Below are 13,785 nucleotides of genomic sequence, written 5' to 3'. Positions count from 1 at the left end.
CTCTGGCAGCAGCTCTACCACTGGCCGGAACTGCGCACCGACGGCTCGCAATGGGACCGGCTGTTCGAGGATGGCGACCGCTTCCGGATCGGCGAACTCGAGGCGCGGGTGATGCACTCGCCCGGCCATACGCTGGCCTCGGTGAGCTACCTGATCGGCGACGCCGCCTTCATCCACGACACCGTGTTCATGCCCGACGGCGGCACGGCCAGGACCGACTTTCCCGGCGGCAGCGCCGAGGCCTTGTGGGATTCGATCCAGGCGATCCTGGCCCTGCCGGACGATACCCGGCTGTTCACCGGCCACGACTACCAGCCGGGCGGCCGGCACCCGCGCTGGGAAACCACCGTGGCGGAAGAGAAGCGGTCGAACCCCCATCTGGCGAAGTGCGACCGCGAAGCCTTCCTGAAGCTGCGCCAGGCGCGCGACCGCACCCTGCCGATGCCCAAGCTCATCCTCCACGCGCTGCAGGTGAACCTGCAGGCCGGGCGTCTGCCCGAGCCGGAGGCGGACGGCCGGCGCTACCTGAAATTCCCGCTGGACGCGCTACCCGGCGCCGTCTGGTGAAGCAGGCCGCGCGGCCGGTGCGGGTTCATCCGCCGTCCGGCCGCTGCAGGAGCAGGCGCAGCACCGCAGCATGGGCGCGTGCGACGGCGACCAGGCGCTCCTCGTTCATGCCTTCGCGCGCACTGGCGGACAGGCCCGACATCGCGCAGGCGACGAAGTCGGTGACGAGACCAGCCATGGCCGGATGGGAAGCGGCGATGAAGGCGCGGATCTGCCCCCGTCGCTCCTCCGCGACGCGGCGCGCCAGGATCGCGCTCTCGCTGTCGTCGCCGCCCCGCGTCGCCTCCAGCACGAGGCAGCCACGGCGTTCCGGGTCCGCCGCATAGGTGCGCGCGGCACTCTCCAGCAGTTCGGCCAGCGCCTCGTCGGGCGCGCGGCCGGGCAGCAGGATCTCCTCCAGGGCCAGCACCGAGCGCGCGTATCGCTCGAGAATGCGCCCGAAGAAGCCGGCCTTGCTGCCGAACGCCATGTAGAAGCTCGGCGGCTTGATGCCGAGCGCCTCGGTGAGTGCCGCCAGCCCCACCGCCTCATAGCCATGGGCGTGGAACATGCTCTGGCCCACCGCCAGCGCCGCTTCCGGATCGAACCCGCGGGGGCGGCCCCGCCCCGGCTTCAAATTTGTGACCATTGCACCTTGCACCTCCGGCCGCTTGAAATTTATAGTGACCACTAATTTATTCAAGCAAGGCGTCGGCGGCGGTGTCGGCGTCTGCAGCGACCGGAGATTATCCCATGAGCGCAAGCACCGCCCCAACCCTGGTTTACGTCACCTATCAGGGCACGCCTGGAACCCGCTTCGACCGGACCTACTATGTCGAGCGTCACCTGCCGCTGGTGATGCAGGCATGGGGCCGATACGGGCTCGAAAGCGTCGCCGCGTTCTTTCCGGCGGAGGGCCGGGAGGGCACCATCGCCATCTGCGAGTGCCGGTTCCGCGACGCGGCGGCGATCGACGCTGCCTTCGCCTCTCCGCAGACCCCCGCCGTGATGGCCGATGTTGCCCACTTCACCGATGTCGCGCCCGCGCAGTTGCGCGCGACGCCCCTCTGATCGGTGATGGCCATGAGCAACCTTTACGCCCCCTGGGCCGGCGCACCGGTCCGCACGGTCCGCCGGGGGCATTTCTGGATCCCGGGCGAGCGCGTGCCGCATGGCGGCAGGACCTGGCAGCGCGGTCCGATGTTCGTGGAATGGGAAGCGCCCGAGAAGATCACCCGGCCCTGGCCGATCGTCCTGATGCATGGGGGCGGCTTCCAGGGGACCGAATGGTTCGACACGCCCGATGGCCGGCCGGGCTGGGCGCAGCGCCTGGTCGAAGCAGGCTATGCCGTCCTGGTCGTCGACCGGCCGGGCCATGGCCGCTCGCCCTTCCACACGGAGACGCTGGGGCCGATGGGGCCACCCTTCTCCTATGAGGGTGGCCGGCAGATCTACTTCCCCGGCAGCGACGCCAGGCACACGCAATGGCCGTTCGCTCCCGACGACGAGGCGGCGATGGACGAGTTCATTGCCGGCTACGGCCCGCTGCCCGCCGACCTTGAACTGTCCGAGACACTGGACGCGGACCGGGTCGCCGCACTGCTCGACCGGATCGGCCCGGCCATCCTCCTCACCCATTCCGCCTCCGGGCCCGATGGCTGGCTGGTGGCGGATCGCCGCCCGCACCGGGTCAAGGCGATCGTGGCGGTCGAGCCGATGGGGCCGCCCTTCGCGGACATCCCCAATATCGGCCCGCTGCGCTGGGGGCCCACCGCCGCGCCGCTGACCTTCGATCCGCCCGTGCCCGATCCGGAAGCGCTGCGCCAGGCGGCACCCGGCACGCTGCGGCTTCCCGCCTTTGCCGGACTGCCGATCCTGCTCGTGACGGCCGAAGCCTCGGCCTTTGCGGCGGCGAGTCCGCCGACCGCCGATTTCCTCAATGCGGCCGGTGCATCGGCCGAGCTTCTCCATCTCCCCGACCAGGGCGTCCACGGCAATGGCCACGGGCTGATCTACGAGAAGAACTCGGACGAGGCGCTGGCGCCCGTGCTCGACTGGCTGATCCGGACAACCGAACCGCACCCAGACAAGGAGACGAAGATATGAAGACCTGGCTCATCACCGGCTGCTCGGGCGGCTTCGGCAAGCTGCTGGCGGAGGCGGCCGCGGCGCGCGGCGATCAGGTGGTCGCCACGGCGCGCAACACCGCCAGCCTCGAGGAACTGCGCCAGCGCCATCCGGCGACCGTGCGGACCGTGGCGCTCGACGTGACGCAGGCGGACAGCATCGCCCATGCCGTCGCGGCGACGGAGACCGCGTTTGGCCGGCTGGACGTGCTGGTCAACAATGCCGGCCACGGCTTCATGGGCGCGATCGAGGAGGCCACGCCCGACGAGTACCGTCCGCTGTTCGAGGTCAATGTCTTCGGCCTGATCGAGACGACGCGCGCAGCACTGCCGCTGCTGCGGCGCACGGGCGGGGGCCGGATCGTGAACCTGTCGTCGGGTGCCGGCATCATCGGCATGGGCGGGCACGGCTATTACAACGCGACCAAGTTCGCGGTCGAAGGCCTGTCGGAAGCACTCGCACAGGAAGTGGCACCGCTGGGCATCCACGTGATCATCGTCGAGCCCGGCCCCTTCCGCACCGAGTTCCTGGGGCGCTCGATCGCCGTCGCCAGACGGCAGATCGAGGCTTACGCGGCGACCGGCGGTGCCGCCCGCACCTATCGCGAGGGCAACGACGGACGCCAGCCGGGCGACCCGGCCAAGGCCGTAGCGGTGATGATGCAGGCGATCGATGCCGAGGATCCGCCGCTGCATTTGCCGATCGGCCCGCGCGCCTTCGATCTTGCCGAGCGGAAGCTCGCCGCTCTGCGCAAGGACATGGATGCCTGGCGGCCGGTCGCGATCGACACCGATTTCACCTGACCCCAGGGCGTTGCGGACATGGCGATTGGAGAGGAACGATGGAGATCGGTTTCATAGGCCTGGGCGCGATGGGCCAGGCGATGGCGCGCAACCTCGCGGCTGCGGGCCACGCGGTGAAGGCCTGGAACAGGTCGGGCGGCAGCGTTGAAGGCGTGACGATGGTCGGTGCGCCCGAGGACGTGGTTCGGGGCGACGCGGTGCTGACCATGCTCTCGGACGACAACGCGATCCGCTCGGTGGTGCTGGAGCCCGGCCTGCTGAACAAGGCGAAGCCGGGCCTGGTGCATGTCGTGAGCTCGACCATCTCGGTCGCCTTCGCGCAGGAACTGGTCCAGGCGCATCGTGCCGCCGGCGTCGGCTACGTTTCCGCGCCGGTCCTGGGCCGGCCCGACGTGGCGGCGCGCGGCGAGCTGAACGTGCTGACCGGCGGCGACCCTGCGGCCGTCGCGGCGGTGCGCCCGGCGCTGGAGGTGATCGGCGGCCGCATCTGGGACATGGGGCCGGAGGCGCCGACGGCCAATGCCGCCAAGATCGCCTGCAACATGATGATCACCATGGCCATCGAGGCCATGGCCGAAGCCGTGGTGCTGACCGAGGCCAACGGCCTCGCCCGCGATCGCTTCTTCGAGCTGATCCTGGGCACCCTGTTCGGCGGCCGCGCCTACCAGACCTATTCCGCCAACATCTCGGAAGGAAACTACCAGCCGGGCTTCAAGGCCGTGCTCGGGCTCAAGGACCTGCGCCTGGCGAAGGAGGCGGCCGCCGAGGCCCGGCGCGTCCTGCCGATGCTGGATGCGGTCCATCGCCGGATGGCCGAAACGGTCGATGCCGGCATGGGCGAACGCGACTGGTCGTCCATGGCCGAGTTCACGCTCAATGCGGGCAAGTAGCGCGGACGGACGTCCCGGATGTGCCGGCCTGTCGGCGAGGGAGGATGGTGCGGGCGGTCGGAATCGAACCGACACTCCTTTCGGAACCGGATTTTGAGTCCGGCGCGTCTACCAGTTCCACCACGCCCGCACGGGCGACCGGCGCACTAGTGCCATGGTCGGGCGGCAGCGTCCAGTACCGGCAAAAGCCGGGACGGCGCTCAGTCGTCGGCCACCACCACGAGCCGGTTGCCGTCCACCCGCACCACGCGCACGGCCGTACCGGCCGGCAGGTCGGGCCCGCTGGCCGGCCAGCTCGAATCGCCGACCCGCAGGCGGCCACTGCCGTTCCGGATCGGCCGGTCCAGGACCAGCCTCGTGCCGACCAGCGATGCCCCGCGGCGGTTCAGGTCCGGCAGGGGAGAGGCTGGGGCTGCCGGGCGGAAGCGGAACCAGGCGAGCACCGCCAGGCCCGCAGCCAGGGCGAACACCAGGGCCTGGACCTGCCAGACCAGTTCCGGCGCCCACCAGGCGAGTACGGCCGTGACCGCCGCTGCCACCGCCAGCCAGGCGAAGAAGAAGCCGGGCGTGGCCAGCTCCAGGAGAAGCAGGACCCCGCTGATCGCCAGCCACTGCCAGGCCGCCATGGCCAGCACTCCTCAGCCCTGCCCGTCCGGCCGCGGGCCCCAGGGGGCGGCGGCAGTCTCGGCTGTGCGCCGGCCCAGCGCCTCCTGGGCCAGCTCGGCAATCCCGGCCAGCGAGCCCAGCGCGGCGCTGGCCTCCATCGGCAGGATGAAGGTCTTCTGGTTGGGCGAGGTGGCGAAGCGGCCCAGCGCTTCCAGGTATTTCTGGGCAACATAATAGTTGGCAGCCTGGATCCCGCCCTCGCCGATGGCGCCGGCCAGCATCCTGGTGGCCTCGGCCTCCGCCTGGGCCAGCCGCTCGCGCGCCTCGGCATCGCGCATCGCCGCGTCACGCCGGCCTTCCGCCTCGAGCACCGCCGCCTGCTTCATTCCCTCGGCGCGCAGGATGGCGGCGGCCCGCGACCCCTCCGCCTCCAGCACCACCGCGCGCTTCTCGCGCTCGGCCTTCATCTGCCGGGCCATGCTGCTGACCAGGTCGGCCGGCGGCCGGATGTCCTTGATCTCGATCCGGGTGACCTTGACCCCCCAGGGCTGGGTCGCCTCGTCCACCACCGAGAGCAGCCGGCTGTTGATCACGTCGCGCTGGCTCAAGACCGCATCGAGGTCGAGCGAGCCCATCACCGTGCGGATGTTGGTCATGGTCAGGTTCAGGATGGCGTTGCGCAGGTCGGCCACCTCGTAGGCGGCGCGCGCCACGTTCAGGATCTGGTAGAACACCACGCCATCCGCGGTCACCATCGCGTTGTCGCGGGTGATGACCTCCTGGGAGGGCACGTCCAGCACCTGCTCCATCACGCTGAGCTTCGCACCCACCCGGTCGATCACCGGCACGATCAGGTTGAGGCCCGGGGAAAGGGTGCGGGTGTAGCGGCCGAACCGCTCCACGGTCCATTCCTCGCCCTGCGTGACCGAGCGCACGCCCATGGCGATCAGCGTGATGATCACCGCCAGCACCACCAGCACCACGACCGTCGCACCCAGCTCCATGCCCAGCCTCCGCCGCCCTTGTCCGCCTGTCCCTTTCCTAGCAGGTCGGCTTTGACAGATCGCGGGGGAACGCCCACCATCCGTCCTGGATGGTGCCCGGGGTGACCCGGGCCGAGAGGGAAGCCGGTGCGATGCCGGCGCTGCCCCCGCAACCGTAAGCGGTGAGCCGTCGCTCGAGTTCGGATGCCACTGGGACCGTCGGGTCCTGGGAAGGCAGAGCGACCGGTGCCGACCCGCGAGCCGGGAGACCTGCCGTCCGTTTGCCATGTCGGAACTCGCCGGGCGGGGTGCCCCGGCCGGAGGTCAATCATGCCGAGCCTGTCGTTCGATGCCCCGCCCCTCATGCCGGCCGAGCTGGCCGACCCGAGCGGGCTCCTGCGCGCCGCCCTGGCGCACGACCAGGGCCACCCGCCGCGCGAGATCCTGCTCGCCTGGCTGATGTCGCTGGCCCCGGGTACCGACCCGGCGCGTGCCGCGCGCGCCATGCTGCCGGACCGGGCGTACCTGCCGGGCTCGATCGGGGCGGAGCTGGCCGAGGTGGCGCGTTGGCCCGCGGAGCGCCTGGCGGGCTATGCGCGCCGTCCGCGGCGCTGACGCCGGCCCTCGCCGCTCAGCGGCAGTTCGTGGTGGTGTCGACGCCGAACAGGGTCAGCGGATCGCTGCGGCTGTCCTCGTAGTCGTAGCGGCAGACGAGGCAGCGCCGGCCGATCGGGTCGCCATCGGCCAGCACGATCTCGCTGCGCAGCACACCGCGGTCCTCCCAGCCGTCCGGGTTCGCCTGCCGCTCCTCCGCGTCCAGCGCCTGGTTGGCCGTGCTGCTCATCGCGACGCGGCCCGGAAGCGACGCCAGCCGCCACTCGGGTCCCCCCGGCGTGGCCGCCTGGTAGCGCATCAGGCAGGTGTCCAGCAGGGCCTGGGGGTCGCGCTTGAGCCGCTCCAGGGTCTGCGCCGCCCGGCGCCTCGGCTCGGTAGCACTCTCCTCGAGCAGCCCGGCCTGCTGCCGATCCACGGGCGTGTCCGGCGCCCCGGCACAGGCGGTGACGAGCAGGCAGGCCGCCGGCAGGAAGCGCGTCACGCCTGATCGTCCCAGAGACGGAACCCGCCGATGAACGCGTTCTCGTTGTCGCCGATCCGGCAGCCTTTGGGCAGTTCCTTGAGCTTGCGGGCATTGCCCCCGCCCAGCACCACGTCGTCGATCAGGAGGGCCTCCTGGAACAGCCGCACCACCTTGTGGACATGGGCTTCCCAGCGGGCCCGCCCCCGCTTCTCCAGCCCGCGATTGCCGACATAGTCCTCGTAGGTGTGGTCCTTGCGGTAGGGCAGGTGCCCCAGCTCCATCGGGATGATCGTGCCGTCCACGATCATGGTGTTGCCGAGGCCGGTGCCGAGCCCCAGGAACAGCATCTTGCCGCCTTCATAGGAGCCGATCGCCTGCATCACCGCGTCGTTGACCAGGCGGACCGGCACACCGAAGGCCTGGGTGAAGTCGAACTCCATCCAGCCCGGCCCGAGATTGACCAGGTCCCGGACCACCCGGTTGTTCGCCACCGGGCCCGGGCAGCCGATCGAGATTCGGGTGTAGTTCCAGTCCGCGGCCAGGCGTTGCACGTCTTTGAGCAATTGCTCGGGCCGGTAGTCCGGCCCGCTCGGGGCCTTGCGGCGCTCATCGTAGCCCTCGCAGCGCAACTTCACGTTGTTGCCGCCGACGTCCACCACCAGCGTCGCCATCTCGCCCCCGCGCATCGGACCGCCTGGGGCTGCGTAGGTGGTGGCATCTGGCGCGTAAAGGGCCGAGGCACGCCAACGCCCAGGCCTGAGCGGCGGCGTTGCGGGCACACCTCAATGACGGGCGACCAGTTCCCGCAGGGCCGCTTCCGGCATCGGCCGGGCCAGGACATAGCCCTGCACCTCGTCGCAGCCGAGTTCGCGCAGGAACTGGAGCTGCCGCTCGGTCTCCACCCCCTCGGCGATCACCCGCTTGCCCAGGCTGTGGGCGAGGTTGACCATGGCGGTGACGATCATGTCGTCGTCCGTGTCGCGGCCGATGTCGCGCACGAAGGACTGGTCGATCTTGATCTTGTGGACCGGAAATCGCTTGAGATAGGCGAGCGAGCTGTAGCCGGTGCCGAAATCGTCGACGGCGAGGCGCACGCCCAGGTGTGCTATCCGGCGCAGCATCTCGGCGATCGCGTCGTTGGAGGGCTCGAACAGCAGGCTCTCGGTGATCTCGATCTCGAGCAGGTCGGGCGGGATGCCGCTCTCGGCGATGAGCTCGCGCAGGCTGGCCGCGAAGTCGCCGTGGCGGAGCTGGGCCGCCGACAGGTTGACGCCGATGGCGATCTCCTGGCCGAGATCCAGGCCGCGTCGGATCGCCCGGCAGGCCTCCTCCAGCACCCAGCGCCCCAGCGGCCGGATCAGCCCGGTCGCTTCGGCCACCGGGATGAAGGCCTTGGGCGGGATCGGGCCGCGCTCCGGGTGCTGCCAGCGCACTAGCGCCTCGGCACCCACCGGCCGCCCGCCGCCGATCGAGAACTGCGGCTGGAACACGAGCGAGAGCTCGGCGCGCTCGATGGCGCGGCGCAGCTCGCGCTCCAGCGACTTCTTCTGCAGGACCTCCGCGTTCATCTGCTCCAGGAAGAACTGGAAGCGGTGGCCGCCCTCGGCCTTGGCCCGGTAGAGCGCCAGGTCGGCGTTCTTGATGAGCTGGTCGGGGCTGCTCGCGTCCACCGGGAACAGGGTGACGCCGAGCGACGAGGTGATGAACAGGTCGTGGTCGTCGATGGTGATCGCCTGGGCGATCGCGTCCAGGGCCTTCTGCGCCAGGACCGCCGCCCCGTTGGCGCCGTTGCTGCTGGACAGGTCGGTCTGCACGATCGCGAACTCGTCGCCGCCCAGGCGCGCCAGCGTATCCGTGCCGCGCAGGGTCCGGCGCAGCCGGTCGGCCACGATCTGCAGGAGCCGGTCGCCCGCGGGGTGGCCCAGCGTGTCGTTCACGTCCTTGAACTGGTCGAGGTCGAGCAGCATCAGGGCACCGTGCCTGCCGTCGCGCACCGCCCTGGCCATGGCCGATTCCAGCCGGTCCAGGAGCAGGGTGCGGTTGGGCAGACCGGTCAGGCCGTCGTGATGGACCAGGCGCTTGATCTCGGCTTCCGCGCGGCGCCGGTCGGTCACGTCCCGCAGCACGGTCTGGAAAGCCTGGCGGCCGCCCTCGCGCAGGGCCGAGGTGGTGATCTCCACCTCCACGCGCCGGCCATCCAGCGTCATGATGGCCGTGGCGGCCGGGTCGGTGACGATCTCCTCGTCCTCGGCGCGGGCGAGCTGCCGCGCGAACGACGGGCCGCCCTCGGGCGCGATCAGCTCCATGAGCCTGCGCCCGACCAGGTCGTCGGCGGAGCGCGCCGCCAGGATGCGCAGCGCCGACTGGTTGGCCAGCGCCACCACCCCGTCCTCGTGCATCAGGATCGCGTCCGGTGCGGTGTCGATCAGCCGGCGCCAGCGCTCCTCCGAGGCGGCGCGCCCGGCTTCCGCCGCACGATAGGCGGTCACGTCGATCAGGGTGACGACCGCGCCGGTGATCTCGGCCCGCGCGGTCTTGTGGGCCAGCACGCGGACGAGATAGCGGCAGGTCTTCCAGGACGGGATCTCGATCTCGGCCCGCTCGCCGGTCTCGAGGGTGCGCAGGATCAAGGGCCCCAGCTCGCGGCTGCCGAGGCCGGCGATCACCTCGTCGAGGGGGCGTCCTTCAGCGGGGCCATCCAGCCGCAGCATGCGCCCGGCGATCGGCGCGCAGCGCCGGACCCGCAGGTCGCGGTCGACGAACACCACCCCGACATCGATCGAATCCAGCAGGCTCGTGATGTCGCCGGTGAGCTGCTCCAGCTCCGCGATCTTCTGGCGATGGGCGCTGTCCACCCGCACGAGTTCCTCGGTTAGCGCCTTCAGGTCGGATGCATAGGCCTCCAGCTCGCCATGGGCCTGCTTCAGGTCGTCGAAGGCCGCCTGGAGGCGCTCGTTGCCGAGCTCCAGCCGCTCCACCGCGGCCTTCAGGTGCAGGCGCGAGACGCTGAGCTGGCTGGCCAGCACCGAGGTGCGGTCCGCGGCGGGATCGACCGGGATCGGGCCGGTCTGGATCGGCCCCTGCAGCGGCCGGGTGGGCCCGGCCAGCACCAGGACGTGCGGCGGGCCCTGCTCCGGCGATTCCAGCGGGAGGAACAGGAGATCGACCAGGCAGGTCAGGCCGGGTGCCGCGTCGAACGGCAGATGGAGCAGCCGCTGGGGCGTAGAACCCGAACGGGCGGCCTGGAGGGTCTCGCCGACCGGCGGCTGCATGGCCGGCGGCAGCGCGTCCAGCCTGCATTCCGGGTCCGGCATCCCGACCAGCAGAGGATGGGTGCCGTGGAGCGGCAGGATCCGGTCCTGCGGGTCGATCAGGCAGGCGGCGGTGCCGGCGGTCAGCCGCTCCAGCACTTCGCCGGTCCAGGAAGTGGCGGGCTCGGCCAGCCCCTGGCTCCTGCCCAGCCGGGCGGTCCAGAAATCGGCGAGCCAGCCTGGCAGCCTGGGGGTCGGCATGCTCAGGCGCAGCCCGTCCGGCCCGGCCAGCTCGACCGACATGCCATCGCCGCGTGCGCACAGGCCGCCGGCGGCACGGACGGAATCGGCCAGCGCGCTGCCGCCCTGCCGGTCGCCCTGGCCCAGCAGGAGGTGGGCGATCCGGTCGGCCGGCCCCAGCGCCAGCCCGGAGCCGGATGGGAACTGGCCCGGCGGCAGGTGCTGCCAGTGGCCGTTTTCCCGGACGATCCGGGTGGGATCGGCGAGGCGGGTGATCCGGTCCGCCAGGATCGTCTGCCCGGCACTCCCGGCCTCGTCCGCCGGGCTCGTGCTGCCCGGCTCGCCGGCAGGCGGGGGCACCACCAGCAGCCAGGCGATGCCGGACCGGTCTGGCCGATGAGCGAGGACACGCTCCGCCAGATCCAGGGCACCCGGCATCGGCTCGACAATGGTCAGGAAGCGTGCCGGAGCATCGGCGGACGACGCATCATGCTGCCAATCGGCAGACAGATCTGGCCCTGGTTCGGCGGATATGATCATCGTCGCCCAACTGTCCATGCTGCCGCAGCTTGGTCGGATTCCGGGCCGGCTCGTCAACTCCAGATTACAAACTGGTAGTCTTATTTCGCGCAGATGGGAAGGCCCGGAAGCCGGGCAGATTGCCTGGCTTCCGGGCTGCGCCGGGATCAGCCCTTGATGTTGTCGGGCATCACCTTGTTGTCCTCCCAGGCCTGCAAGAGCAGGTCGTAGTTGACCGTCACACCCTGCGGCTTCTCGTTCGCCAGCTTGCGCTTGGGCTCGCCGCCGGTCTCGTCGGCCTTCTTGTACCACTCCTCCGGATCGACCTCCGGATTGAGCTTCGGCGCGCATTCGCCCCCGATGCCGGCGCGCTCCAGGCGGCGCAGCACGTCGTCCTGCTGCTTGGCCAGGTTGTCCATGGCCTCCTGGGCGGTCTTCTCGCCGCCGACGGCCTCGGCGACGTTGGCCCACCAGAGCTGGGCGAGCTTCGGATAGTCCGGCACGTTGTTGCCGGTGGGCGACCACGCGACGCGCGCCGGGCTGCGATAGAACTCGATGAGGCCGCCGAGCTTGGGTGCCCGCTCGGTGAAGCTCTCGTGGCGGACGTCGCTGTCACGGATCGGCGTCAGGCCGACATGGGTCTTCTTGAGGGAGGTGGTCTTGGCGACGCAGAACTGCGCGTACAGCCAAGCGGCCTTGCGCCGGTCGACCGGGGTCGAGGTCATCAGCGTCCAGCTGCCGACGTCCTGGTAGCCGAGCTTCATCCCCTCCTTCCAGTAGGCCCCGTGCGGCGAGGGCGCCATGCGCCACTTGGGCGTGCCGTCGGCGTTCATCACCGGCAGGCCTTCCTTGGCCGAGGCGGCGGTGAACGCGGTGTACCAGAAGATCTGCTGGGCGATGGCCCCCTGGCTCGGCACCGGGCCGGCCTCGGAGAAGGTCATGCCCTGGGCTTCCGCCGGGGCGTAGGCCTTCAGCCAGTCGATGTATTTCTGGGTGGCATAGACGGCGGCCGGGCCGTTGGCGCCGCCGCCGCGGCTGACCGAGGATCCCACCGGGCGGCAGCCTTCCATGCGGATGCCCCACTCGTCGACCGGCAGGCCGTTGGGGATGCCGACATCGGACATGCCGGCCATGGACAGCCAGGCGTCGGTGAAGCGCCAGCCGAGCGACGGGTCCTTCTTGCCATAGTCCATGTGGCCGTAGATGCGCTGGCCGTTCACTTCCTTCACGTGGTTGGTGAAGAAGTCGGCGATGTCCTCATAGGCCGACCAGTTGACCGGCACGCCCAGCTCGTAGCCTTTGACCTTCTGGAACTCCTCCTTCATCTGCGGGTCGTTGAACCAGTCGTAGCGGAACCAGTAGAGGTTCGCGAACTGCTGGTCCGGGAGCTGGTAGAGCTTGCCGTCCGGTGCGGTGGTGAACGACTTGCCCATGAAGTCGTCGACATCGAGCGTGGGCAGCGTGACGTCCTTGCCCTCGCCCGCCATCCAGTCGGTCAGCGGCACGACCTTCTGGTAGCGGAAATGGGTGCCGATCAGGTCGGAATCGTTGATGTAGGCGTCGTAGATGTTCTGATCGGACTGCATCTGGGTCTGCAGCTTCTCGATCACGTCGCCTTCCTGGATCAGGTCATGGGTCATGTTCATGCCCGTGATCTCGGAAAACGCCTTCGCCATCGTCTGCGCTTCGTAGACGTGGGTGTCGATCGTCTCCGACACGATCTTGAAGGACTGCCCCTTGAACGGCTCCGCCGCCTTCTGGAACCAGGTCAGTTCTTCGATCTGCTGGTCGCGGGTGAGCGTCGAGGGCTGGAACTCATCGATCCACTTGTTGATCGTGGCGTCGGCGGCGTTCGCCCGGATGATCCCGGGCATCGCCAGCGCCGCGCCGGCCATGGCGGTGCCGCTCAGGAACCGCCGCCGGCCCAGGTGCCATTTCGTCATGAGAGACCTCCCTGTCCCTTCCTTTGTTCCCGTCGATCGCCCGCCGCCGGTCCGGGAACTGGTCCCGGCGGACGTGGCCCGGTGCCGTCAGCCGAAGCGCAGCACCAGGGCGAACCACAACACTGCCAGGATCGACGCCCACCACAAGGGCAAGGCCGCCAGGGCCAGCCAGGCGAGGTGGATCCAGGCGGCACCCAGCAGCCCGATGAACACCCGGTCGCCGCGGGTGGTGGTCATCGGCAGGAAGCCTTTGCGCTCGATCGTGGGGTAGGCGAACTGCAGCCCGGTCATGACCAGGAGCAGGAGCGCCACGCCGGCGAAGAACAGCCCCACCGGCATCGTCCAGGCCATCGAGCGGATCAGGGTCGCAAGCGCTTCCATGGTGGCCTCCGCTAGACCCGGCCCAGGGCGAAGCCCTTGGCCATGTAGTTGCGCACGAACCAGATCACGAGCGCGCCCGGCACGATGGTGAGCACCCCCGCCGCCGCCAGCAGGCCCCAGTCCATGCCGGCCGCCGAGACGGTGCGGGTCATGGTGGACGCGATCGGCTTGGCGTTGGTCGCGGTCAGCGTGCGCGCCAGCAGCAGTTCCACCCAGGAGAACATGAAGCAGAAGAACGCCGTGACGCCGATGCCCGCCTTGATCAGCGGCAGGAAGATCCGCACGAAGAAATGCGGGAAGGAATAGCCGTCGATATAGGCGGTCTCGTCGATCTCCTTGGGCACGCCCGACATGAAGCCTTCCAGGATCCAGACTGCCAGCGGCACGTTGAACAGGCAGTGCGCCAGCGCCACCGCGA

15 protein-coding genes, 1 tRNA gene and 1 riboswitch are annotated in these 13,785 nt (G+C 70.0%); of the genes, 6 read left to right on the top strand and 10 right to left on the bottom strand.

The window, feature by feature from the left end; translation table 11 throughout:
- On the top strand, positions 1 to 567 hold a 567-nt coding region (locus VNS22_RS26615; RefSeq protein WP_325737966.1), incomplete at its 5' end, for an MBL fold metallo-hydrolase.
- Between the two features lie 25 nt (positions 568 to 592).
- On the opposite strand, the gene VNS22_RS26610 is transcribed toward VNS22_RS26615, so the two are convergent.
- On the bottom strand, positions 593 to 1,195 hold the full coding sequence (locus VNS22_RS26610; RefSeq protein ID WP_325737964.1) for a TetR/AcrR family transcriptional regulator: 603 nt from the start codon (positions 1,193 to 1,195) through the stop codon (positions 593 to 595).
- A 104-nt stretch (positions 1,196 to 1,299) separates the two neighbouring features.
- Between VNS22_RS26610 and VNS22_RS26605 the strand changes: the two genes are divergently transcribed.
- The 4 genes from VNS22_RS26605 to VNS22_RS26590 are packed head-to-tail and all read left to right on the top strand — an operon-like array spanning position 1,300 to position 4,366.
- Positions 1,300 to 1,617, top strand: a complete 318-nt coding sequence (locus VNS22_RS26605; protein ID WP_325737962.1) for an EthD family reductase — start codon at positions 1,300 to 1,302, stop codon at positions 1,615 to 1,617.
- 12 nt (positions 1,618 to 1,629) lie between these two features.
- Positions 1,630 to 2,652: an alpha/beta hydrolase gene (locus VNS22_RS26600; RefSeq protein WP_325737960.1), complete on the top strand. Its 1,023-nt coding sequence runs from the start codon at positions 1,630 to 1,632 to the stop codon at positions 2,650 to 2,652.
- Positions 2,649 to 3,476 carry an oxidoreductase gene (locus VNS22_RS26595; protein ID WP_325737959.1) on the top strand — a complete coding sequence of 276 codons (828 nt, stop codon included), beginning with the start codon at positions 2,649 to 2,651 and terminating at the stop codon, positions 3,474 to 3,476. Before VNS22_RS26600 ends, VNS22_RS26595 begins: the two co-directional genes overlap by 4 nt.
- Before the next feature lie 38 nt (positions 3,477 to 3,514).
- Positions 3,515 to 4,366 (top strand): NAD(P)-dependent oxidoreductase, encoded by an 852-nt coding sequence (locus VNS22_RS26590; protein ID WP_325737958.1) that lies wholly within the window; start codon positions 3,515 to 3,517, stop codon positions 4,364 to 4,366.
- Between the two features lie 45 nt (positions 4,367 to 4,411).
- Here VNS22_RS26590 and VNS22_RS26585 read toward each other — a convergent pair.
- The 3 genes from VNS22_RS26585 to VNS22_RS26575 form a co-directional block, all read right to left on the bottom strand.
- Positions 4,412 to 4,496 (bottom strand) — tRNA-Leu (locus tag VNS22_RS26585).
- Positions 4,497 to 4,566: 70 nt separating this feature from the next.
- Positions 4,567 to 4,992 (bottom strand): NfeD family protein, encoded by a 426-nt coding sequence (locus VNS22_RS26580; protein ID WP_325737956.1) that lies wholly within the window; start codon positions 4,990 to 4,992, stop codon positions 4,567 to 4,569.
- A gap of 12 nt (positions 4,993 to 5,004) precedes the next feature.
- Positions 5,005 to 5,913, bottom strand: coding sequence for an SPFH domain-containing protein (locus tag VNS22_RS26575; RefSeq protein ID WP_414653446.1), 909 nt, complete (start codon positions 5,911 to 5,913; stop codon positions 5,005 to 5,007).
- 136 nt (positions 5,914 to 6,049) lie between these two features.
- Positions 6,050 to 6,247: riboswitch (cobalamin riboswitch) on the top strand.
- A 38-nt stretch (positions 6,248 to 6,285) separates the two neighbouring features.
- Here VNS22_RS26575 and VNS22_RS26570 point away from each other — a divergent pair.
- Positions 6,286 to 6,570: a hypothetical protein gene (locus VNS22_RS26570; RefSeq protein ID WP_325737952.1), complete on the top strand. Its 285-nt coding sequence runs from the start codon at positions 6,286 to 6,288 to the stop codon at positions 6,568 to 6,570.
- Positions 6,571 to 6,586: 16 nt separating this feature from the next.
- Here VNS22_RS26570 and VNS22_RS26565 read toward each other — a convergent pair whose 3' ends face one another.
- The 6 genes from VNS22_RS26565 to VNS22_RS26540 form a co-directional block, all read right to left on the bottom strand.
- Positions 6,587 to 7,051 carry a hypothetical protein gene (locus VNS22_RS26565; protein WP_325737950.1) on the bottom strand — a complete coding sequence of 155 codons (465 nt, stop codon included), beginning with the start codon at positions 7,049 to 7,051 and terminating at the stop codon, positions 6,587 to 6,589.
- Positions 7,048 to 7,719, bottom strand: coding sequence for an ROK family protein (locus VNS22_RS26560; protein ID WP_325737948.1), 672 nt, complete (start codon positions 7,717 to 7,719; stop codon positions 7,048 to 7,050). Before VNS22_RS26560 ends, VNS22_RS26565 begins: the two co-directional genes overlap by 4 nt.
- A 96-nt stretch (positions 7,720 to 7,815) precedes the next feature.
- Positions 7,816 to 10,962: an EAL domain-containing protein gene (locus VNS22_RS26555; RefSeq protein ID WP_325737946.1), complete on the bottom strand. Its 3,147-nt coding sequence runs from the start codon at positions 10,960 to 10,962 to the stop codon at positions 7,816 to 7,818.
- Positions 10,963 to 11,210: 248 nt separating this feature from the next.
- A complete protein-coding gene (locus VNS22_RS26550) occupies positions 11,211 to 12,986 on the bottom strand; it encodes a carbohydrate ABC transporter substrate-binding protein (RefSeq protein ID WP_325737944.1) in 1,776 nt (591 codons plus the stop codon).
- Between the two features lie 87 nt (positions 12,987 to 13,073).
- Complete coding sequence (locus VNS22_RS26545) at positions 13,074 to 13,367, bottom strand: DUF2160 domain-containing protein (RefSeq protein ID WP_325737942.1); 294 nt, start codon at positions 13,365 to 13,367, stop codon at positions 13,074 to 13,076.
- A gap of 11 nt (positions 13,368 to 13,378) precedes the next feature.
- On the bottom strand, positions 13,379 to 13,785 hold a 407-nt coding region (locus tag VNS22_RS26540; RefSeq protein ID WP_325737940.1), incomplete at its 5' end, for an ABC transporter permease subunit.

Source organism: Geminicoccus sp., assembly GCF_035556675.1.
Taxonomy (GTDB): Bacteria; Pseudomonadota; Alphaproteobacteria; order Geminicoccales; family Geminicoccaceae; genus Geminicoccus.
The sequence above is the reverse complement of the archived record's forward strand: the minus strand, read 5'-3'. Positions and strand labels throughout refer to the sequence as shown.

What these genes read in the sequence shown, in the direction of transcription:
- VNS22_RS26580 (WP_325737956.1), bottom strand. Translation starts at nt 4,992, where the DNA reads ATGGCGGCCTGGCAGTGGCTGGCGATCAGCGGGGTCCTGCTTCTCCTG.
- VNS22_RS26600 (WP_325737960.1), top strand. Translation starts at nt 1,630, where the DNA reads ATGAGCAACCTTTACGCCCCCTGGGCCGGCGCACCGGTCCGCACGGTC.
- VNS22_RS26610 (WP_325737964.1), bottom strand. Translation starts at nt 1,195, where the DNA reads ATGGTCACAAATTTGAAGCCGGGGCGGGGCCGCCCCCGCGGGTTCGAT.
- VNS22_RS26590 (WP_325737958.1), top strand. Translation starts at nt 3,515, where the DNA reads ATGGAGATCGGTTTCATAGGCCTGGGCGCGATGGGCCAGGCGATGGCG.
- VNS22_RS26570 (WP_325737952.1), top strand. Translation starts at nt 6,286, where the DNA reads ATGCCGAGCCTGTCGTTCGATGCCCCGCCCCTCATGCCGGCCGAGCTG.
- VNS22_RS26545 (WP_325737942.1), bottom strand. Translation starts at nt 13,367, where the DNA reads ATGGAAGCGCTTGCGACCCTGATCCGCTCGATGGCCTGGACGATGCCG.
- VNS22_RS26560 (WP_325737948.1), bottom strand. Translation starts at nt 7,719, where the DNA reads ATGCGCGGGGGCGAGATGGCGACGCTGGTGGTGGACGTCGGCGGCAAC.
- VNS22_RS26575 (WP_414653446.1), bottom strand. Translation starts at nt 5,913, where the DNA reads ATGGGCGTGCGCTCGGTCACGCAGGGCGAGGAATGGACCGTGGAGCGG.
- VNS22_RS26550 (WP_325737944.1), bottom strand. Translation starts at nt 12,986, where the DNA reads ATGACGAAATGGCACCTGGGCCGGCGGCGGTTCCTGAGCGGCACCGCC.
- VNS22_RS26605 (WP_325737962.1), top strand. Translation starts at nt 1,300, where the DNA reads ATGAGCGCAAGCACCGCCCCAACCCTGGTTTACGTCACCTATCAGGGC.
- VNS22_RS26595 (WP_325737959.1), top strand. Translation starts at nt 2,649, where the DNA reads ATGAAGACCTGGCTCATCACCGGCTGCTCGGGCGGCTTCGGCAAGCTG.
- VNS22_RS26555 (WP_325737946.1), bottom strand. Translation starts at nt 10,962, where the DNA reads ATGCCGGGTGCCCTGGATCTGGCGGAGCGTGTCCTCGCTCATCGGCCA.